The 20,249-nt window shown below is 74.6% G+C and carries 19 protein-coding genes; 8 read left to right on the top strand and 11 right to left on the bottom strand.

Going from position 1 to position 20,249, the window contains the following annotated elements:
* Positions 1-16: 16 nt before the first annotated feature.
* From M446_RS28965 to M446_RS28950, 4 genes are all read right to left on the bottom strand, one after another.
* The gene (locus M446_RS28965) at positions 17-616 is read right to left on the bottom strand and encodes an NUDIX domain-containing protein (RefSeq protein WP_012335652.1); all 600 of its coding nucleotides are present in this window, start codon (positions 614-616) and stop codon (positions 17-19) included.
* 68 nt (positions 617-684) lie between these two features.
* On the bottom strand, positions 685-942 hold the full coding sequence (locus tag M446_RS28960; RefSeq protein ID WP_043701759.1) for a sulfurtransferase TusA family protein: 258 nt from the start codon (positions 940-942) through the stop codon (positions 685-687).
* Between the two features lie 100 nt (positions 943-1,042).
* On the bottom strand, positions 1,043-1,450 hold the full coding sequence (locus M446_RS28955; RefSeq protein WP_012335650.1) for a hypothetical protein: 408 nt from the start codon (positions 1,448-1,450) through the stop codon (positions 1,043-1,045).
* Between the two features lie 258 nt (positions 1,451-1,708).
* Entirely contained in the window at positions 1,709-3,076 is a 1,368-nt protein-coding gene (locus M446_RS28950) for a glutamate--cysteine ligase (protein ID WP_012335649.1), read from the bottom strand.
* Positions 3,077-3,541: 465 nt separating this feature from the next.
* On the opposite strand from M446_RS28950, the gene dnaE reads away from it, so the two are divergent.
* On the top strand, positions 3,542-7,048 hold the full coding sequence (gene dnaE, locus M446_RS28945; RefSeq protein ID WP_012335647.1) for a DNA polymerase III subunit alpha: 3,507 nt from the start codon (positions 3,542-3,544) through the stop codon (positions 7,046-7,048).
* Between the two features lie 72 nt (positions 7,049-7,120).
* Here dnaE and nhaA read toward each other — a convergent pair whose 3' ends face one another.
* Positions 7,121-8,320, bottom strand: a complete 1,200-nt coding sequence (gene nhaA, locus M446_RS28940; RefSeq protein WP_012335646.1) for a Na+/H+ antiporter NhaA — start codon at positions 8,318-8,320, stop codon at positions 7,121-7,123.
* A 103-nt stretch (positions 8,321-8,423) separates the two neighbouring features.
* Here nhaA and M446_RS28935 point away from each other — a divergent pair, with 103 nt between their 5' ends.
* Entirely contained in the window at positions 8,424-8,858 is a 435-nt protein-coding gene (locus M446_RS28935) for a hypothetical protein (RefSeq protein WP_012335645.1), read from the top strand.
* A gap of 70 nt (positions 8,859-8,928) precedes the next feature.
* Here the strand turns inward: M446_RS28935 and tlpA are convergent, their stop codons facing one another.
* Positions 8,929-9,582 carry a thiol:disulfide interchange protein TlpA gene (gene tlpA / locus M446_RS28930; protein ID WP_012335644.1) on the bottom strand — a complete coding sequence of 218 codons (654 nt, stop codon included), beginning with the start codon at positions 9,580-9,582 and terminating at the stop codon, positions 8,929-8,931.
* Here tlpA and argH point away from each other — a divergent pair.
* From argH to M446_RS28915, 3 genes are all read left to right on the top strand, one after another.
* Positions 9,581-10,969, top strand: coding sequence for an argininosuccinate lyase (argH, locus tag M446_RS28925; protein ID WP_012335643.1), 1,389 nt, complete (start codon positions 9,581-9,583; stop codon positions 10,967-10,969). The two genes, tlpA and argH, sit on opposite strands and share 2 nt — an antisense overlap.
* Positions 10,970-11,215: 246 nt before the next feature.
* Positions 11,216-11,998, top strand: a complete 783-nt coding sequence (locus tag M446_RS28920; protein WP_012335642.1) for an SDR family oxidoreductase — start codon at positions 11,216-11,218, stop codon at positions 11,996-11,998.
* A gap of 118 nt (positions 11,999-12,116) precedes the next feature.
* The gene (locus M446_RS28915; protein ID WP_012335641.1) at positions 12,117-12,398 is read left to right on the top strand and encodes a hypothetical protein; all 282 of its coding nucleotides are present in this window, start codon (positions 12,117-12,119) and stop codon (positions 12,396-12,398) included.
* A 355-nt stretch (positions 12,399-12,753) separates the two neighbouring features.
* On the opposite strand, the gene M446_RS28910 is transcribed toward M446_RS28915, so the two are convergent.
* The gene (locus M446_RS28910; protein WP_012335639.1) at positions 12,754-14,718 is read right to left on the bottom strand and encodes a vWA domain-containing protein; all 1,965 of its coding nucleotides are present in this window, start codon (positions 14,716-14,718) and stop codon (positions 12,754-12,756) included.
* A gap of 187 nt (positions 14,719-14,905) precedes the next feature.
* Entirely contained in the window at positions 14,906-15,508 is a 603-nt protein-coding gene (locus M446_RS28905; protein ID WP_012335638.1) for an RNA polymerase sigma factor, read from the bottom strand.
* A gap of 193 nt (positions 15,509-15,701) precedes the next feature.
* Between M446_RS28905 and M446_RS28900 the strand changes: the two genes are divergently transcribed.
* Together M446_RS28900 and mobA are read left to right on the top strand one after the other, a co-directional pair.
* Complete coding sequence (locus M446_RS28900) at positions 15,702-16,826, top strand: Mrp/NBP35 family ATP-binding protein (RefSeq protein WP_012335637.1); 1,125 nt, start codon at positions 15,702-15,704, stop codon at positions 16,824-16,826.
* Positions 16,823-17,452 (top strand): molybdenum cofactor guanylyltransferase MobA, encoded by a 630-nt coding sequence (gene mobA / locus M446_RS28895; RefSeq protein WP_012335636.1) that lies wholly within the window; start codon positions 16,823-16,825, stop codon positions 17,450-17,452. The genes M446_RS28900 and mobA overlap by 4 nt, the downstream gene beginning before the upstream one ends.
* Before the next feature lie 333 nt (positions 17,453-17,785).
* Here mobA and M446_RS28890 read toward each other — a convergent pair whose 3' ends face one another.
* The 3 genes from M446_RS28890 to M446_RS38620 all read right to left on the bottom strand — a co-directional run bounded on the left by M446_RS28890 (position 17,786) and on the right by M446_RS38620 (position 19,084).
* A complete protein-coding gene (locus M446_RS28890; RefSeq protein ID WP_012335635.1) occupies positions 17,786-17,977 on the bottom strand; it encodes a hypothetical protein in 192 nt (63 codons plus the stop codon).
* A 60-nt stretch (positions 17,978-18,037) separates the two neighbouring features.
* Positions 18,038-18,673, bottom strand: a complete 636-nt coding sequence (locus tag M446_RS28885; protein ID WP_012335634.1) for a lysozyme — start codon at positions 18,671-18,673, stop codon at positions 18,038-18,040.
* A gap of 63 nt (positions 18,674-18,736) precedes the next feature.
* A complete protein-coding gene (locus M446_RS38620; protein WP_012335633.1) occupies positions 18,737-19,084 on the bottom strand; it encodes a hypothetical protein in 348 nt (115 codons plus the stop codon).
* Between the two features lie 425 nt (positions 19,085-19,509).
* Here M446_RS38620 and M446_RS28875 point away from each other — a divergent pair, with 425 nt between their 5' ends.
* A complete protein-coding gene (locus M446_RS28875) occupies positions 19,510-19,716 on the top strand; it encodes a hypothetical protein (protein ID WP_043701754.1) in 207 nt (68 codons plus the stop codon).
* The last annotated feature ends 533 nt before the right edge of the window (positions 19,717-20,249 follow it).

Genomic DNA, 20,249 nt, shown 5'->3' with positions numbered 1-20,249 from the left:
TCAACCGGATCCCGGATCAGGCCTGCCCGTCCGCGAACAGGTCCGGGCGGCGCAGGCGCAGGGTCTGGACCAGCACGAGGGTCTTGAGGTCGGGGAGCGCCCCGGAATCGGCCATCCGGGCGAGGCCGGCGAGCGGCACCTCGACGACCGTGATCGCCTCGTCCTCCTCGGCGAGGCCCCCGCCCTCCCCGGCCCGGTCGGCCGCGGCGTAGGGCGCGAGGTAGAGGTCGAGCACCTCGGTGGAGATGCCGGGCATCGCGTGGACCCGGCCGAGGGGTTCCAGTTCCGCGAGGTGCACGCCCACCTCCTCGAAGGCCTCGCGCCGGGCGCAATCGGCCGGGTCGGCCTCGTCGAGGCGCCCGGCCGGCGCCTCCAGCAGGTCCTCGGCCGCGCCGGTGAGCGCGACCGGCGCCCGGAACTGGCGCACCAGCAGGGCGGTGCGCCGGTCGGGATCGTAGGGCAGGACGGCGACGGCCCGGCCGTGATCCTCCACCTCGCGCGTCACCGTGCGGCCGTCGGGCAGGCGCAGTTCGGCGAGGAGGTAGCGCGCCCAGCCCTCGTACAGCACCCTCGTGCCGGTGATCGCGGGGCGGGACGCGGCGGAGGCGCTGGGCATGGGGCTTCCGGTTTCCGGGGGAGGCGCCCTCGCGGGCGCACGCGGTGTCGCGGGGAACGGCGCCAGCGTCAACCGTCCGCGGCGGCGCGGCGAATCTCGAAGACCAGCACGCCGCCGGCCTCGCGCGCGGCTTCGAGCCGGTCGCCCGTCTCGTGCAGCAGGTGCGGGATGTCGATGGCGGCGAGCGGGTCGGTGCAGCGCACCACCAGGCGGCGGCCGGGGGGGAGCGCCCGCAGGGCCTTGCGGGTGCGCAGCACCGGCAGCGGGCATTTGAGCCCGCGCAGGTCGAGATCGTCGGCGCCGGACTCGTCGGTCGTGTCGCTCACCGGGGGCTCCACAGGGCAGCGGCCCGGCGCGCGGGGCGCCGGGCCGCCGATCGTGCTCGGGCGGCGCCGCCGTCAGGGGGCACCGCCGCGGGGCGGCAGCTCAGTAGCCGTAATAGCCGTAGGCCGGGTAGCCGTAGCTGTAGCCGTAGGCCGGGGCGGCGTAGCCGTAGGCGGGAGCGGCGTAGCCATAGGCCGGGTAGCCGTAGCCGTAATCGTAGTAGCGCGGGGCCGCGCTCGCCGCGATCGCGCCGCCGATCAGGCCGAGGGCCGCGCCGGCCGCCAGCGCGCCGCCGGCGCCGCGGCGATAGCCGTACCCGCGGTAGCCGTAGCCCCGGTAGCCGCCGTAATAGCCGCCGCGCCAGCGGACCTGGTCGAGGGTCGCGGGCGCGCCCGCGACGGCGGCCGAGGTCGCGGCCGGGAGCGGAGCTGCCTCGGCCGTGCTGGCGAGGCCGGTGCCGAGCGCCAGGACGGCGCTGCCGGCCAGGGCGATGGTCTTCATCCGCGACATGCTGGGTCTCCTGTTGCCAGATCGGACCGGCGGCGAACCGCGGCCCTGCTGGGCTCTAGAACGGGCAAGGGCAGGCCTCGTTCCCGTCTTCGCCCCGTTGTCCCGCAGGTCAGATCCGCCGCCCGGGAATGACGCGCCCGCTTGGCGCCGCATCGATCGCAGAGGAGCGCGCGCGCGCGGCGCGCCGACTGTGCGGAAGCGCATGCGAGGCGGCGCCGACATCAGCGCTGTGCTTGCGCGGGACGCCCCGTCCCTGCGTCAAAACGCGCACATCTCGAAGACCGGGTCGACCGAGCCGTTCCAGGGCCCCGCGTAGAGGGCGAGCAGGTCCTCCGCGCGGGTGCGGCCGGCCACGATGGCGTGGAGGGGCGCGAGGTGGAGGGTCTCGTCGCGCCCCTGCGCGTCGAGGCGGGCGCGGGCGCGCAGGCCCGCCTCCGCGATGGAGAGGGCCTCGCGGGCGACGTCGCGCAGGCTGCGCCCGGCGATCGCGGCGTCGAGTCCCCGGCGGGGGGCCTCCGCCCGCAGCGCCTCGCGGGCGGCGGCGTCCCAGCCGTCGATCAGGTCGATCGCCGCGTCGAGGGCGGCGGCGTCGTAGAGGAGCCCGACCCAGAAGGCGGCATTCGCGGCGATCATCCCCGGATCGCCGACATCCGCGCCCCGCATTTCCAGGAAGCGCTTGAGCCGCACCTCCGGGAAGGCGGTGGAGGCGTGGTTCGCCCAGTCGGAGCGGGTCGCGCGCTCGCCCGGGAGGGCGGCGAGCCTCCCCGCCATCAGGTCGCGGAACGAGGCGCCGCTCACGTCGTGGTAGGTCTCGCCCCGCTTCACGAAGTACATCGGCACGTCGAGGAGCCAGTCCGCGTAGGCCTCGTAGCCGAAGCCGGGCTCGAAGGCCCGCGGCAGCATGCCGGTGCGGTCGGGATCGGTGTGGCGCCAGATCTCGGAGCGGTAGGACAGGAAGCCGTTCGGCCGGCCGTCCGTGAAGGGCGAGTTGGCGAAGAGCGCCGTCGCCACGGGCTGGAGCGCGAGCCCGACCCGCATCTTGCGCACCATATCGGCCTCGGAGGCGAAGTCGAGGTTCACCTGCACGGTGGCGGTGCGCAGCATCATGTCGAGGCCGAGGCGGCCGACCTTCGGCATGTAGGCCTGCATGATGCGGTAGCGGCTCTTGGGCATCACGGGCGTCTCGGCCCGCGTCCATTTCGGGCTCGCGCCCAGCGTCAGGAAGCCGATGCCGAGGGGATCGCCGGCCGCCCGCACGGCGTCGAGGTGCTGGGCGAGTTCGAGGCTGGTCCGGTGCACGTCGGCGAGCGGGGCGCCGGACAACTCGAACTGGCCGCCGGGCTCCAGCGAGATCGCCCCGCCGCCCTCCGGCCCGGCGAGCCCGATGGCCCGCCCCGCATCGACGATCGGCTCCCAGCCCGTCGCCCGCCGCAGGCCGTCGAGGAGCGCCCCGATGCCCCGCTCGCCCGCGTAGGGCACCGGGGAGCGGTCGGCGCGGTAGAACGGCACCTTCTCGTGCTCGGTGCCGATCCGGAAGGCGGCGGCGGGCTTCTCGCCCTCCGCGAACCACTCGATCAGCTCGTCCCGCGTGGTGAGCGGGGTCGCGTCGGACTCGTCGCGCGCCATGCGCCACCTCGTCGTCGGTTGCTCGGATCCGGCAGAGACCCCGCCGAAACGGTCGCGCTTAGATAGGCCGCGGCCCCCCGCGCCGCAACGCGGAACCCTCGGGGCGCCCTCCAAGCCGGCGCCGCCCTCTTCACCGGTCGTTTACCGCAGGACCACGTCGCCGGGCAGTCCCCTTTGACTGCGAACGGAGAGCGAACAAACATGGTCTCAACAGCGAACGAGGTCCGCCCCATGATCCTACGCAAGATCCTTCTCGGTGTCACGGAGATCGCCTCGATGGGGCTGCTCGCGGGCGCGGTGGCGTTCTGGGCGGTGGCGCTGGCGCCGGTCCACTGAGCCCGGCCCCCAACGATCTCTGTGGAAGGCGGCCGGAATGCCGGCCGGTGTGGCCGCGCCCCTGCTGACTCTCTCCGGCCGAGCCTGCAAAGCTCCCCTGCTCCAAGCGGCACACGCGGAGGGCGCCGGGTGCGGGTTCTCAAGGACGTCGGCTTCGTTCACCTCCACACCCATTCCTCCTACTCGCTGCTGGAGGGGGCGCTGAAGCTCGGCGACCTCGTCAAGGCGGCGGCCGGCGACCGCCAGCCGGCGCTGGCGCTCACCGACACCAACAACCTGTTCGGGGCGCTGGAATTCTCCGAGAAGGCGGCCGGCCTCGGCATCCAGCCGATCGCCGGGATCCAGCTCTCGGTGCTGTTCGAGGCGCCCGAGCCCGGCCAGCGCGGCGGGCCCGCGCCCCTGCCCCACCTCGTGCTGCTCGCCAAGGACGAGACCGGCTACGGCCACCTCCTGAAGCTCGCGAGCCTCGCCTATTTCGACGGTCCCCTCGGCGAGGCGCCCCGGGTCCCGGTCGAGGCCCTGCGGGATTGCGCGCCGGGGCTGATCGCGCTCACCGGCGGGCCCGGCGGCCCGCTCGATTCCTGCCTGCGGGCGGCGCGGCCGGAGCACGCGGCGGGCCGCCTCGCGCGGCTCGTCGAGGCCTTCGGGGAGGATCACCTCTACGTCGAGATCCAGCGCCACGGCCTGCCCGACGAGCGGGCGGTCGAGGCCGAGCTGATCGGCCTCGCCGACCGCCACGGCCTGCCCCTGGTCGCCACCAACGAGCCGTTCTTCGCGCGTCCCGAGGATTACGAGGCGCACGACGCGCTCCTCGCCATCGCGGAGGGCCGCCTCGTCTCGGACGAGAAGCGCCGCCGGCTCACGCCGCGCCACGATTTCAAGACCCGCGCGGCCATGGCCGAGCTCTTCCGCGACCTGCCGGACGCGCTCGCGGCGAGCGTCGAGATCGCGATGCGCTGCGCCTACCGGGTGCGCACCCGCAAGCCGATCCTGCCGAGCTTCGGGGTGAGCGGCGGGCCGGCGGCGAGGGATGCCGCGCAGGCGGGCTCCCCCGCCCCGGCGGGCGATCCCGCCCTCGACGAGGCGGGGGAGCTGAAGCGGCAGGCGGAGGCCGGGCTGGCGCGCCGCCTCGCCGAGGCCGGCCCCGCCGAGGGGCTGAGCGAGCAGGATTACCGGGACCGGCTCGCCTACGAGATCGGCATCATCACCAAGATGAAGTTCCCGGGCTACTTCCTGATCGTCTCGGACTTCATCAAGTGGGCCAAGGCCAACGACATCCCCGTCGGGCCCGGCCGCGGCTCGGGCGCGGGCTCGCTGGTGGCGTGGTCGCTCCTCATCACCGACCTCGACCCGCTCCGCTTCGGCCTGCTGTTCGAGCGCTTCCTCAACCCCGAGCGCGTCTCGATGCCGGATTTCGACATCGACTTCTGCGTCGTCGGGCGCGAGCGGGTGATCGAGTACGTGCAGAGCCGCTACGGCGAGGCCCAGGTCGCGCAGATCATCACCTTCGGCACGCTGCTCGCCCGCGGCGTGCTGCGCGACGTCGGCCGCGTGCTGGAGATGCCCTACGGGCAGGTCGACAAGCTCACCAAGCTGGTGCCGCAGAACCCGGCGAACCCGGTGACCCTCGTCCAGGCCATCGAGGGCGAGCCGCGGCTGCAGAGCGCCATGGAGGAGGAGCCGGTCGTCGCCCGGCTCATGGAGATCGCCAAGAAGCTGGAGGGCCTGCACCGCCACGCCTCGACCCACGCGGCCGGCGTGGTGATCGGCGACCGGCCGCTCGAGGCGCTGGTGCCGCTCTACCGCGACCCGAAGACCGGCATGCGGGTCACCCAGTTCAACATGAAGTGGGTGGAGCAGGCCGGCCTCGTGAAGTTCGACTTCCTCGGCCTCAAGACCCTGACGGTGCTGCGCGGCGCCACCGACCTGCTCGAGCAGCGCGGCATCACCCTCGACCTCGCGGCCCTGCCCCTCGACGACGAGCGCACCTACGAGCGCCTGCGCAAGGGCGAGGTGGTCGGCGTGTTCCAGGTGGAATCGGCGGGCATGCGCAAGGCGCTCGTCGAGATGTGCGCCGACCGCTTCGAGGACCTGATCGCGCTCGTCGCCCTCTACCGGCCGGGCCCGATGGCCAACATCCCGGTCTATTGCGAGCGCAAGCTCGGGCGCGACGCCGGCAACGAGGCGGTCTGGTACCCCCATCCCAAGCTGGAGCCGATCCTGGCCGAGACCTTCGGCATCATCGTCTACCAGGAGCAGGTGATGGAGGTCGCCAAGGTGCTCGCCGGCTACTCGCTCGGCGACGCCGACCTCCTGCGCCGCGCCATGGGCAAGAAGATCAAGGCCGAGATGGACGCCCAGCGCGACCGCTTCCTCAAGGGGGCGATGGAGCGCGGCCTCGACAAGGCCAAGGCCAACGAGATCTTCGACCTGCTGGCCAAGTTCGCGGATTACGGCTTCAACAAGTCGCACGCGGCCGCCTACGCGCTGATCACCTACCAGACCGCCTACCTGAAGGCGAACTACCCGGTCGAGTTCCTGGCCGCCTCGATGTCCCAGGACCTCGACGACACCGACAAGCTCGCCGAGTTGCGCCAGGACGCGCAGCGCCTGGCGATCAAGGTCGAGCCCCCGTCGGTGAACCGCTCCGGCGTCACCTTCGAGGTGCATGACGGGACGATCCGCTACGCGCTCGCGGCGATCAAGGGCGTGGGGCGGGCCGCGGTCGAGGCGATCGTGCAGGCGCGGGGCGACCGGCCCTTCCGCGACCTCGGCGACTTCGCCCGCCGCCTCAACCCGCGGCTGGTCAACAAGCGCACGCTGGAGAGCCTCGTCGGCGCGGGCGCCCTCGACGAGATCGAGCCCGACCGGGCGCGGGCCTTCGCGGCGATCGAGCCGATGCTGCGCCTGGCGCAGGGCGCGCTCGAGGCCGAGACGGTCGGGATGACCGACATGTTCGGGGGCGTCGCCGCCGCCACGGTGGCGCTGCGCATCCCGCCCTACGATCCCTGGCCGGCCGCCGACCGGCTCAAGAAGGAGTACGAGGCGGTCGGCTTCTTCCTGTCGGGCCACCCGCTCGACGAGTACGGGGAGCTCCTCAAGAAGCTGCGCGTCCAGACCTGGGTCGAGTTCTGCCGCTCGGTGCGGGCCGGCAACAGCGTCGGCCGGGTCGCCGCCACGGTGCTCGACCGCTCGGAGCGGCGCACCAAGACCGGCAACAAGCTCGGCATCGTCAACCTCTCGGACCAGACCGGGCATTTCGAGGCGATCGTGTTCTCGGAGGGGCTGCAGCAATACCGCGAATTGCTGGAACCCGGGCGGGCGCTCGCCCTCCAGCTCCAGGCGAGTGCCGAGGGCGAGGACGTGCGCGCCCGCATCCAGACCTGCGAGCCCCTCGACCAGGCGGTGGCCCGCTACCAGAAGGGCATGCGGATCTACCTGCGCGACGAGCGCCCGATCCCGAGCGTGCAGCAGCGGCTCACCACCCGCGGCGAGGGCGAGGTCTCGCTGATCCTGATCCTCGACGGGGGCGAGCGCGAGGTCGAGGTGAAGCTGAGGGACCGCTACCAGGCGAGCCCGCAGATCGCCGGCGCGCTCCGGGCGGTGCCGGGGGTGGTGCAGGTCGAGGTGAATTGAGGTCGAGGTGAATTGAGGCGCGGTGCCCTCCCGCCGATCCGCGCCGATGGCCCGGTCGCGGGTCCCGCAGGATCACGCCTCGGGCGGCATCCTGCGCGCCGCGAGCGACAGGACCAGCGCCCCGGCGAGCGACGAGGCGAGCGAGCCGAGCAGCACCCCGAGCTTGGTCTCGGCCTCGAATTCGGGATGGGGCGCGAAGGCGAGCGCGCCGATGAACAGGCTCATGGTGAAGCCGATGCCGCAGAGCAGCGCCACCCCGTAGATCTGCTGCCAGGTCGCCCCCGCGGGCTTCTTGGCGAGGCCGGCCCTCACGGCGAGCCAGACCCCGCCGAAGACGCCGACCTGCTTGCCGAGGAAGAGCCCCGCCGCGACGCCGAGCGTCACCGGGGCGACGAGCGCGTCGAGCCCGAGCCCGCGCAGCGACACGCCCGCATTGGCGAAGCCGAAGATCGGCACGATCGCGTAGGCGACGACGGGCTGGAGCGCGTGTTCGAGGGCGTGCAGGGGCGAATGCGCGTCGTCCGGCCGGCCCGGGCTCGGGCGGCAGGGGATCGCCAGCGCCAGGATCACGCCCGCCACCGTGGCGTGCAGGCCCGAGCGCAGCACCACCAGCCACAGGGCCGCCCCCAGGATCAGGTAGGGCCCGAGCCGGCGCAGGCCGACCCGGTTGAGGGTGAACAGCATCGCGGTGATCCCGGCGGCGAGGCCGAGCATCGGCCAGGACAGGTCGGCCGTGTAGAAGAGCGCGATGATCAGCACCGCGCCGAGATCGTCGAGGATCGCGAGCGCGGTCAGGAAGACCTTGAGCGAGACCGGGGCCCGGGAGCCGAGCAGCGCCAGCACGCCGAGCGCGAAGGCGATGTCGGTGGCGGCGGGAATCGCCCAGCCGCGCAGGGTGGCGGGCGTGTGCCAGTTGAGGGCGGCGTAGACGAGGGCGGGCGCGATCATGCCGCCGAGCGCCGCGATGCCGGGCAGCGCCCGGTCCGGCCAGGTGCGCAGGCCCCCGTCCAGGAACTCGCGCTTGATCTCCAGCCCGACCAGCAGGAAGAAGACCGCCATCAGGCCGTCGTTGATCCAGTGGAGCAGGCTGAGCGGCCCGACCTCGGCGTGGAGCCCGTGCGCGTAGGCCTCGCCGAGGGGGCCGTTGGCGACGACGAGGGCGAGCAGCGCGCTGCCCATCAGCACGACGCCGCCGCCGGCGCTGCTGGAGAGGAGGCTGCGCAGGGCCGAGAGCGGCCGCGGGAACCGGCGGGGGGGGCGCTGTGCGGTCATGGGGCCCCCTGCCAGGAATCGAGAGTGGGTTCAACGCCGCGGGTTGGACCCCCGTTCGGGCGCCCGGGCCCGATCGGCACGCCCCCCGCGACGGAGACACCTGATGGACCTCACCTGGAGCTACCCGGTCGAGTTGCGGTGGGAGGAGGGACGCTACCACGCCTACGCGTCGGGCGAGCCCGCCGCGATGGCGTCCGGCGCGAGCGTCGAGGCGGCCCTCGACGGGATGACCAAGTCCCTCACCGCGCTCGCCTACTTCGCCATGGCCAACGGCGAGCACCTCTCCCTGCCGAGCCCGGCCACGCGGGCCGAGACCTACCGGGTGGTGCTGCCCGCGCGGCTCGCCGCGAAGGCGTCGCTCCACGTCCTGCGGCACCTGAGCGGGCTCGGCGAGGAGGCCCTCGCGGCGCGGCTCGGATGCCCCGTCGCGCAGGTGAGGCAGATCCTGGATCCCGACCACGCCACGGAGATCGAGGCGATCGAGGCGGCCGCGCGGGCGCTCGGCGGGCGGATCACGGTCGGGTTCGCGGCGGGCTGACCACCGCCGGCCCGCAGGGCGGCCCGGGGGGCCCGCAGGGCGGGCCGGGGAGCCCGCAGGGGCGCCCCGCTCAGCCCGGCGGCAGGCGGCCGAGCGCCGCCCGCACCAGCGCGAGCCCGTCCTCGCTCGCCCACTCGGCCGGGCCCTTCATGACGCCGATCTCGCAGCCGGCCTTGTCGAGGAGGAGCGTGGTCGGCAGCCCCACCACCTCCCCGCTCTTCTGCAGCACCGGCAGCACGCGCCCGCCCGGATCGGCGTAGTAGGCGAGCCGCGCGATCCCGTTCTCGCGCAGCCAAGCGGGCGGGCGCTCCGGGTTGCGGGTGTCGAGGTTGATCGCCACGACCTCGAAATCCGGCCCCCCGAGCGCCGCCTGGAGCCGGTCGAGGGACGGCATCTCGGCCTTGCAGGGGGCGCACCACGTCGCCCACAGGTTCAGGAGCACGGTCCGCCCCCGGAGGTCGTCGAGGCTGCGCGGCCTGCCGTCCGGCCCCGTGAAGGACAGGGCGGGGGCGGGTCTGGGGGCGGGATCGACCTGCAGCGCCGCGACCTCGCCGCGGGAGAAGGGCGCCACCCGGGCGGCGGTCGCGGCGGCCGCCCGGCAGGCGCCGCTGTTGCCCGGACTGCCCGCGGCGTATAGGGCGGCGCCGAGCGCCAGTGCCGCGGCGGCGATCCCGCCTCCCAGGGCGAGGGCGAGCGGCGTGCGGGCGAGACGAGGTGCGGACATGAGCAACCGGATGTGGGGCGGGCGCTTCGCGAGCGGCCCCGCCGAGATCATGGAGGAGATCAACGCCTCCATCGGCTTCGACAAGCGCCTCGCCCCCCAGGACATCCGGGGCTCGCTCGCCCACGTGGCGATGCTGGGGAAGACGGGGATCCTGCCGCAGGCGGATGTGGCGGCGATCGAGGCCGGCCTCAAGACGGTCCAGGCGGAAATCGAGTCCGGCGCCTTCACGTTCCAGCGCGCCCTCGAGGACATCCACATGAATGTGGAGAGCCGGCTCACCGAACTCGTCGGGCCGGCCGCGGGCCGCCTGCACACCGCCCGCTCGCGCAACGACCAGGTCGCCACCGACATGCGCCTGTGGGTGCGCGACACCCTCGACGCCCTCGACGCCCAGGCCGCCGACCTGCAGCGGGCGCTGGCGGCGCTCGCCCTCGCGCATTCCGGCACCGTGATGCCGGGCTTCACCCACCTGCAATCGGCCCAGCCCGTCACCTTCGGCCACCACCTGCTGGCCTACGTGGAGATGCTGGGCCGCGACCGCGGGCGCTTCCGCGACGCGCGCGCGCGGCTCAACGAGTGCCCGCTCGGCGCGGCGGCGCTCGCCGGCACCTCCTTCCCGATCGACCGCCACGCCACCGCGGCGGCGCTCGGCTTCGACCGGCCGACCGCGAATTCCCTCGACTCGGTCGCCGACCGCGACTTCGCCCTCGAAGCCCTCGCGGCCGCCGCGATCGCGGCCGTGCACCTGTCGCGCTTCGCCGAGGAGATCGTGGTCTGGACCTCGGCCCAGTTCGGCTTCGTGCGGCTCTCCGACCGCTACACCACCGGCTCCTCGATCATGCCGCAGAAGCGCAACCCGGACGCCGCCGAACTGGTGCGGGCCAAGGCCGGCCGGGTGATCGGGGCGCTGGCCGGCCTCCTCATCGTCATGAAGGGGCTGCCCCTCGCCTATTCGAAGGACATGCAGGAGGACAAGGAGGGCACCTTCGACGCGCTCCAGACCCTCTCGCTCTGCCTCGCCGCGATGACCGGGATGGTGCGCGACCTCGAGCCGGTGCCGGAGGTGCTGAAGGCGGCGGCGGGCGCGGGCTACGCCACCGCCACCGACCTCGCCGACTGGCTGGTGCGGGAACTCGGCCTGCCCTTCCGCGACGCCCACCACGTCACCGGCCGCCTCGTCGGCAGGGCCTCGGCCCGGGGGGTGGGGCTGGAGGCGCTGAGCCTCGCCGAGATGCGGGAGGAGGAGCCGCGCATCACGGAGGCGGTCTACGCCGTGCTCGGCGTCGAGAATTCCGTGGCGAGCCGCACCAGCTATGGGGGCACTGCGCCCGCCAACGTGCGGGCGCAGGCCGAGCGCTGGCTCGCCGCGCTCGGCGACACGCAGTGATCCGAAATCCGACGGATTGCGTCGCAATGCGGATTTCGGCTTCGCTCAAGCGCCGCGCGGGCTCGTGATCCGACGGATTGCGTCGCAATGCGGATTTCGGCTTCGCTCAAGCGCCGCGCGGGCTCGTGATCCGACGGATTGCGTCGCAATGCGGATTTCGGCCTCGCTCACGCGCCGCGCGGGCTTGTCATGCGCTGGCCGGAAGTGATCTTCCGGACAGCTTATGATTGGAACGGAGGACACCCCATGGATCTCGGCCTCACGGGCAAGCGCGCCATCGTCCTGGCGTCGAGCCGCGGCCTCGGGCGCGGCATCGCCGAGGGTCTCGCCGCGGAGGGGGCGAACGTCCTCCTCGCGGCGCGCAGCGGCGAGCGCCTGGACCAGGCGGTGGCGGCCATCAACGCCCGCGGCCAGGGCCGCGCCTTCGCGGTCGCGGGCGACCTGAAGGACAGCGTCGAGGCGATCCACGCGGCCGCGCAGCAGCATCTCGGCGGGGTCGACATCCTGGTCGCCAACACGGGTGGCCCGCCGGCCGGCCAGGCGACCAATGTGGCGCCGGAGGCCTGGGCGCCGCAATTCGACGCCATGGTGGTGCCGGTGATCCGGCTCGCCGGCCTCGTCCTGCCGGGCATGCGGCAGGGCGGCTTCGGGCGCATCCTGATCGTGGCGTCGAGCGGCGTCGAGCAGCCGATCCCCAACCTCGTGATGTCGAACGCGCTGCGCGCCTCGCTGGCCGGCTGGGCGAAGACGCTGGCGAGCGAGGTCGCGGCCGAGGGCGTCACCGTCAACATGATCCTGCCGGGCCGCATCGAGACCGACCGGACCGGCGAGCTCGACGCCGCCAACGCCAAGGCGCAGGGCAAGAGCCCGGCCGAGATCGCCGAGGCCGCCCGCGCGGCGATCCCCGCCCGCCGCTACGGCCGCGTGCAGGAATTCGCCGACGTGGCCTGCTTCCTCGCCTCCGCGCGGGCCTCCTACGTCACCGGCAGCATGATCCGGGTCGACGGCGGCGCGATCCGGTCGGTCTGAGCCGCGGGCGGCCGCCGTCCGGACCACGCGGCATCGCTCGAAATCGAGCGACCGCGTTTGCGGGACGTTGCAACCTCCCGGCGAGGATAGCGGGATATCAACCCGCCAGGGGGACGCCGTGGGGACGCTCGAACTCGAAGACCGGCTCCGGGCGCTCGAGGCGCTCACGACGGAACTAATGCGCACGCTGCTGCGGGCAAAGCTCCTGGGAGCGGAGGAGGCCGAGCGCCTGCTCGACCGGGTCGAGGAGCGGATGACCGGCGAGGCCGGGGCGGTCTTCGCGGCCCAGCTCCTCGCGGACGGGATCGGGGCCGACCGGGGCCCTCTCCTGGAGGAGCCGGAGGCGCCGATCCGCAGCGCCTTCCGGCATCTCCTCTACGGCCCGGCCTCCCGGGCCTGACGCGGCGCCCTCGCGGGGAGCCGCCCCGGGTCGGGACGCGGGCGCCTCATCCGCCATCCGGTTGATGGCTGCGCCATCTCCCATCTCGGCCATGCGGATGTCGGCGTCGCTCAGGCGCCGCGCGGGCTTGGGATCCGGGATCCGCTTCGATCAAGCGGATCCCGGATCAGGCGAACAGGCTGGTGAGCAGGCTGCCCAGCATCGCCAGTCCGGCGATCTTGATGATGAAGCCGAGATCCTCGATCCGCTCGCGCATGGCTGCCTCCGTGGGCTTGGCAGGTCCGTTCTGCTGGCGACCGGAATACGGCGCCGGCCGGGGCCCGGCGGTGCGGTGCAGCACAGGAGGCGCGGCCCCTCACCGCGGCCCGGGCAGGCCCGCGCCGGGCAGGTTCTGGGCGGGCAGGTTCTGGGCGGGCAGGCCCGGCGCGACCTTGGCCGCCCGCACGAGGCCGAGGAACTCCGCCCGGTAGCCGAAAGGGTCGTCCCCCCGGGCCGGGGCGGCGATGCGGATCACGTCGTCGAGGGAGAAGCGGCCGGTATGCTTGCCCCCGCGCAGGATCTGCCCGAAGGCCGCGACCGCGGCGGCGAACCGGGCCTCCTGCGGCGCCTCGGCGAAGCGCGCGGCCTCCCCCTCCGGGCCGACCGGCGTCTCGATCAGTGTGCTCTCGCGCGCGTCCGGGCGCTTGAAGCGGATCGCCACGTGGGCGTAGTCGCGGCTGGCCGGGGCGGGCGCCGCCTCGTGGGGGGCGTAGCGCAGGTCGCCGGTCACCCGCTTCCCGTCCGCGGGCACGATCTCGTAGAGGGCCGTCACGGTCTGGCCGGAGCCCACCTCGCCGGCATCGGCCTCGTCGTTGGCGAAATCGGCCCGGTCGAGGGGGCGGGTCTCGTAGCCGATCAGCCGGTACTCGGCCACGGTCGCGGGATTGAACTCGACCTGGATCTTCACGTCCCTGGCGATCGGGATCAGGGTCGAGGTCGCCTCCTCCACCAGCACCTTGCGGGCCTCCTGGGCGGTGTCGATGTGGGCGGCGACGCCGTTGCCGTCCTTGGCCAGGGCCTGCATCAGCGCGTCGTTGAGGTTGCCCATCCCGAAGCCGAGGACCGACAGGAAGATGCCCTTCCGGCGCTCGCGGGCGACGAAGCCGGTCAACTCGTCCCGGCCGGTGATGCCGACGTTGAAATCGCCGTCGGTGGCGAGGATCACCCGGTTGACCGCCTTCGGGTCGAAGTGGCGCGCCGCGAGGGCGTAGGCCTGCCGGATCCCCTCCCCGCCCGCCGTGCTGCCATGCGCCTGCAGGGTCTCGATCGCCGCCAGGATCCGGCCCGCCTCGCCGGCGGGCGTCGGCTCCAGCACGGTGCCGACCTCGCCCGCATAGGCGACGAGGGCGACGCGGTCGCGGGCATCCAGGGTCGTGAGCAGCATGGCGAGGGATTGCTTGACCAGGGGCAGCCGGTTGGGCGCCGCCATCGAGCCGGACGTGTCGACCAGGAAGACGAGGTTCGCCGGCGGGCGCTCGGCCGGGGCGACCGCGTAGCCCCGGATGCCGATGTGGAGGAGCTTGCGGCCCTCGGCCCAGGGGCTCGGAAAGACCGAGGCCGTCACCCGGAACGGCGCGTCGGGGCTCGCCGGCGCCGGATAGGCGTAGGGAAAGTAGTTGATCAATTCCTCGGTGCGCACCGCCGCGGGCGGCGGCAGGTGGTTGCGGTTCAGGGCGTCGCGCACGATGCCGTATGAGGCCGTGTCCACCCCGAGGGAGACGGTCGAGACCGGGGCCTCGCGGGTGATGCGGAAGCCCCCCTCCGGCGCGTTGGCGAAGCGGTCGCGGCCGACGGGCTCGGACGGGACCGGGGCGGTCTCGCCGGCCGCCCGGGCCATCGCGGCCGGTCCTCGCGGCGAGGCCTCGAACCGGAAGCCTCCCGAGGACCGGAAGGCCTGGAGGGTGCGGCCCGCATCGGCCTCGCCGGCGCGGTTCCGGTCCGGCGCGGGGGCGGGAACCGGCGGCGCGCCCGCCGCCCGGGGCGCGACGGCGGCGGGCGGAGCGGCCGGGCGCGGCGCGGGCAGGACCGGCGGGGTCAGGACCGGCGGGGGCGGCGCCGCGTCCGGGATCGGCGCGGCCTGCGCCCGGGGCGCGGGTCGGGCCTCGGGCCCGGCGGAATTCTGCCGGTCCGCCCCGGAGGCCGGGGCGGCGGGTGCGGGCGGTTCGGCATCCTCGCGGGCGCGATCCTCGCGGGCGCGATCCTCGCGCAGGATGGTCCAGGCGGCGGGACCGGCGAGCGCGGTCATCAGGGCGGCGGCGATGAGCGGGCGGGCGCGGCGCATGAGGGGAGGTCTCCCGAGGATCTGCCGCTCCCTCGGACGCACCGGCGCGCCGGATCCTTGGACACAGGATCCTTGGACACCGGATCCTTGAGCCTCGCCGTGCAGCGCGTCGAAGCGCGCGAGCGCCGCCGCGACCGCGCGCTCGCGCGCCTGCGGCGAGGGGGCGGGCGGGGGCGTGAGGGCGGGATCAGGCGCCATGGCTTTCCTCCCCGGAGGCCTTGAGACGGCGGCGCAGGTCGTGCAGGCGCCACGAGACGGTGGATTCGGCGAGGCCGAGAACGGCGGCCGCCTCGGCGTGGGTCAGTCCCTCGCCGTGGACCAGGATGACGGTCGCGCGCAGGGCCGGGTCGAGCCGGGCGAGTTCCCCTGCGAGCCAAGACCGCCGGTAGAGGTCGCGTCCGTCGGGGGGCCGGGCGAGGCCGGCCCAGACGGCGAGCCCCCGCCGGAGCCGGTCCAGCGCGCCCCGGCGGCGGTGATGGTCGCGGCAGGCATTGATCAGGATCCCGGTGAGCCAGGTCGCGACCCGCGCCTCGCCCCGGAACCCGGCGAGCTTGGCCGGCAGGGCGCAGCAGACCTCCTGCACGAGGTCCTCCGCATCCTCCCGGGAGCCGGTCATGCGCCACGCGACGCGGTGCAGCCGGTCGTAGTGGCGCCGCAGCAGCGTCTCGAAGGCCGCTCGATCGCCCTGCCCCGCTCGCGCGACCAGGTCCGCGTCGGGATCGGGCGGCGGGATCGCGGCCTTCGGGGAAGCCGGCGGCGTGTCGGGGTGGAGCATGGCGAGGTCCCGCATCGGACGATCCCGGCGGCCCCGCGGCCGCGCTCGCCCCCTTGGACGCGGCGGGCGACGGAATCCTTGGAGCCGCCTTGAAGCGCATTCGCCCGATCCAAGCCGCGCGCCGGCGCACTCTGGTGTTTCGCACCCGCAAGGTTACATGCACGCATGAGGGACCGGGCGCCTTCCCGCCCGCCAGGAGTGACGAGACGTGGCGATCACCCGTGAGGACGTGCTGCAGGCGCTGTCGGGCGTGACGGTGGACCAGAAGGGCACTCCGCTTCCGGCCTCGGGGCGCCTCTCCGAGATCGTGATCGGCCCGGGCGACCGGGTGATGTTCTCGATCGGGATCGATCCGAGCGAGGCCGAGGCCTTCGAGGCGGTGCGGCGGGCCGCCGAGGTCGCCGTGCTCAGGCTGCCGGGGGTGACGGGCGCGCTCGCGAGCCTCACGTCCGAGCGGCCGCAGGCCCGGCCGCAACCGCCGAAGCGGCCGGCCGGTCCCGGCGGGGCGCCCCGGCCCGGGCCGGCGCTGCCCGGCATCCGCCACGTGGTCGCGGTGGCTTCCGGCAAGGGCGGGGTCGGCAAGTCGACCACCGCATGCAACCTCGCCCTGGCCCTGAAGGCGCAGGGCCTGAAGGTCGGCCTGCTCGATGCCGACATCTACGGCCCCTCGGTGCCCAAGCTGTTCGGCCTCGACCGGAAGCCCGAGACGGTGTCGACGCCGGAGGGCCAGCGGATCGTGCCCCTCTCCGGCTACGGCATGCCGGTGATGTCGATCGGCTTCCTGATCCAGGCCGAGACGGCGATGATCTGGCGCGGGCCGATGGTGCAATCGGCCCTCACCCAACTCCTGCGCGAGGTGGCCTGGGGCGACCTCGACGTGCTGGTGGTCGACATGCCCCCCGGCACCGGCGACGCGCAGCTCACCCTGGCCCAGGCGACCCCGCTCGCGGGCGCGGTGATCGTCTCGACGCCGCAGGACCTCGCGCTGATCGACGCGCGGCGGGGCGTGACGATGTTCAAGCGGGTCGAGGTGCCGATCCTCGGCATCGTCGAGAACATGGCGACCTTCGTCTGCCCGCATTGCGGGCAGGCCTCGGCCATCTTCGGGCATGGCGGGGCGCGCCACGAGGCGGAGCGCCTCGGCGTGCCCTTCCTCGGCGAGGTGCCGCTGACGATGGCGATCCGCGAATCCTCGGATGCGGGCCGTCCCGTCGTGGCGGTGGACCCGGACGGGCCCCAGGCCGCGATCTACCGGGAGATCGCGGCGCGCCTCTGGGCGGGCCTGTCGGGGGCTCCCGCCGGCCGCACGCCGCCGCGGATCGTCATCGAGTGAGCGTCCCGCCCACCCTCGGGGTGATCCTGGGCGGCGGCCTCGCCCGGCGGATGGGGGGCGGCGACAAGCCCCTGCTGCGGCTCGGCGGCGAGACGCTGCTGGCGCGGGTCGCCGCGCGGCTCGCGCCGCAATGCGCCGCGGGCGTGGTCCTGAGCGCCAACGGCGATCCGGCGCGCTTCCGGCCCGCCTTCGCGGGGCCTGTCCTGCCCGATTCGGTGCCGGACGCGCCCGGTCCGCTCGCCGGGGTGCTGGCCGGCCTCGACCACGCCGCCGCACATCACCCGGGCGTCGCCTTCGTGGCCACGGTGGCGGGCGACACGCCCTTCCTGCCGGGGGATTTCGTGGCCCGGCTCCACGCCGCCCGCGCGGCGGCCGGCACGCCCCTCGCCACGGCCGCGTCGGGGGGCCGGGCGCATTACGTGGACGGGCTCTGGCCGGTCGCGCTGCGCGACGACCTGCGGGCGGCCTTGGTGACGGAGGGCTTGCGGCGGGTCGGGCAGTGGATCGCCCGGCACGGCACCGCCGAGGCGGCGTGGCCGTCCGAGCCGGTCGATCCGTTCCTGAACCTCAACACGCCCGACGACCTGGCCCTGGCTGAGGCGCTCGCCGCCCGCCACGGGCGCTGAGCCGTCTCGGCGCGGCAGTGCCACCGAGCCGCGAAAGGAAAAAGCCCGGCTGCGCGGGGCAGCCGGGCCAAGGAACGACCTCTGAGAGGAGACCAGAAGAGCACAGGCGCCCCGGCAACGAAACGGGAACCTGCGCGCATCCGCGTCGGGACCCCCGGAGGCGGAGCGCCGAGGATGCCGCTGCGCCACGGGCAGCGCTGTCCCATGGAACGGCGCCCCCGGAACGCAGCGTTCGCGAAGCCGGGCCCGGTCTTCGGCGGCGAACGACAGCCGGATCGCGCCCGGCCGCCATGCGCGGTCTCGCGAAGACTGGCAGCGGGAGACGCCGGCCGGTCACCCGGTCCGCGCGCCCTTGAGGAAGCCGGCCGCGAGCGCGCCGGCCGCGCCGAGGAGGGCCAGGACGTTCGCGGCCGTGCCGGGATCCTGGAAGAAGGCCGCCAGGGCCGGCCGGCCCGCCAGGCTCGCCGCCACCGCCGCCGCCGAGAGCAGCCCGGTCACCACCCCGGGCGTCAGGATTTTGGTCATCGTCTCTCTCCAGGTTGGCGCGCCGTCCGGCGGCGCGCGAGACATCGAGGGCCGCGCGGATCAGCCCCGCGCGAGCGTCCGGCCCGAGGACGCCGGTGCGGCCCGGCCGGCAGCGGAAGGCCCGCCGCAGGGGGCGGGCCGGGCCGGTCCCGGGCGGGTGAGCGGCGCCATCGGGTCGGGCGGCCGCGGCGCGGGCCCGGGCGGCGGCCCGGCCGGCACCCGCACCGGCGCCGCGTCGCCGGCGCGCGCCCTCGGCAGGGCCCGCGCGTAGGGCGTCCGCGCCTGGTCGCGCTCCGCCCGCCGCCGCGGCAGGATCGCGGCCGGCCGGTTCCACAGCAGGAACGCCTCCGCCGCCCCCGCGAGGTCGCCCGCATTGGCCTTGCGGACGATGGTCGATTCCGCGAAGCGCACCGGGCCGATGTTGTAGGCGAGGCTCGCGCAGGCATCGAAGAATTCCTGCGGCACCGGCTTCGCCAGCGCCCTGCGCACCGGGTCGACGGAGCGCTCCACCGCCTGCGCGAAGAGCCGGTCGCTCTCGGCTCGCGTGATGCGCAGCCCGGGCCTGACCACGATCAGCCCGGAGGCCGTGGTGATCCCGACGCCGATGGTCCAGACGCCCACGCTGTCCTTGTAGGCGGTCAGCCGCTCGCCTTCGCGCGCCCGCAGGACCGCGCGGCCGATGGGTGACAAGTCCACGACGTGCCTCCGGGAGAGAGGGGCCGCCCGAGGCGGCCGCGGGTCGTGCGGCGGGGCGGCCGCTCAGGCCGCGGGCGCCGCGGCGGGCGGACGGGCGGCCTCGCGCAGCGCGTCGCGCTCGGCGGTCACCGCCGCGAGCTGCCGGCGCAGCCCCTCCCGCTCGGCCTCCGCCGCCGCCAGCGCCGCCGCCTTCGCGTCCCGCTCCGCCGTCATCGCGCTCAGCACCTCCCCCAGCACCGCCGCGACCTCCGCCCCGGCGATCGGCACCGGATCCGTCTCGCGCTCGGCGTAGACCTCGCCCGTCGCCGGATCCGCCACCCGCTCCAGGTCCTTGCGGTGCGCCGCGATCGCACCGCTCGCCGCAATCCGGAACAGCACCTCGTAGAGGTGCACCGTCTTCTCGATCGCCATCCTCAGGCCCCCTCAGGAAATCGCCGCCCGGTCGGTCACCCGCCGCCAGGTCGCCCCGTCGCTGAAGGCCGGCACCGGGCCTCCCGCCTCGTTCGCGACGTGGATCTGCGCGCCCGCCCCCCGCGGCCGCCGCGCTCGGCACCGTCGCCACCGTGTAGCCCGGCAGCCGCACCGGGCCCGCGAAGGCCGCTCCGGAGAGGTCGGCCTTCGTGGCGTCGCGGAAGCCCTGGTGGAAGATCCTGTAGGCGTTGGCCCCCATGGACCAGCCGCCGACCTTCCAGGCGTTGTCGACGTCGAGGCCGAAATAGGCCGCGAACTGGCCCGGCCGGTGGAACGCCATAAACGCGGCATCACCGGTGCCAGTGCCAGCCCTGACTTCGAGTCGGGGTGTCCCAGAGGCGACTGCTATCGTCCCGGTTGTGCCGATGAACGACGCCGTGCCCGCGCCGAACGTCGACCAACCGGAGATGGTCAGCCCGGCGAAGGTCGGGGCGCTCTCACTCCCAAGCCCCAGCGCGCTCGCCCCCGCGGCCGCACTCGCCGCGGTCAGCACGGCGCGGCCGGTCGCCGTCGCGTCGGCGATTTCGGCCGCGGCCGGCCCGGCCAGCGCCCTGCCGCTCGCGCGGCTGTAGGCCCGCACCGTCCAGGCCCCCGCCGCGTCCGAGGTCGCCAGCGCCGTGTCCCCGGCCGCCGTCACCAGGGTGGCGCCGCCGGGCAGGATCAGCCGCGCCGGGTCGTGCGTCAGCCCGACCGCGCCCGAGAAGCGCAGGAGCCGCAGCCGCCGCGGCGCGCTGCCGAAGCTCGTCACCGTCGCGGCCCCGGTCAGCGTCACGCACAGCGCGTTCACCGCCCCGAGATCCACGCTCGGCCCCGCCGCCACGCTCGCCTCGGCCGCCCGCCAATCCACCCCGCCGGTGGCCCGGTCGACCCGCAGCGCCTCCGTCCAGGTTGCCCCGTCGCCCGAGACCTTCAGGTGCAGGTCGTCGTCCCCGGTCAGCCCGAGCTCGGCCCGCCCCGACCAGCCCGATTGCAGCAGCAGGGAGAGCGTGTTGCCGGCCGCCTCCTTGGTGAGCGTGTAGCGCAGGTCGCCGCTGCCGCCCTCCGCCGCCGGCAGCGCCGCCCACAGCGCCGTGTTCAGCTTGGCGGCGAACGGGTTGGCGGCGTC

The organism is Methylobacterium sp. 4-46, from assembly GCF_000019365.1.
In the GTDB taxonomy this organism is placed as follows: Bacteria; Pseudomonadota; Alphaproteobacteria; order Rhizobiales; family Beijerinckiaceae; genus Methylobacterium.
The sequence above is the reverse complement of the archived record's forward strand: the minus strand, read 5'-3'. Positions and strand labels throughout refer to the sequence as shown.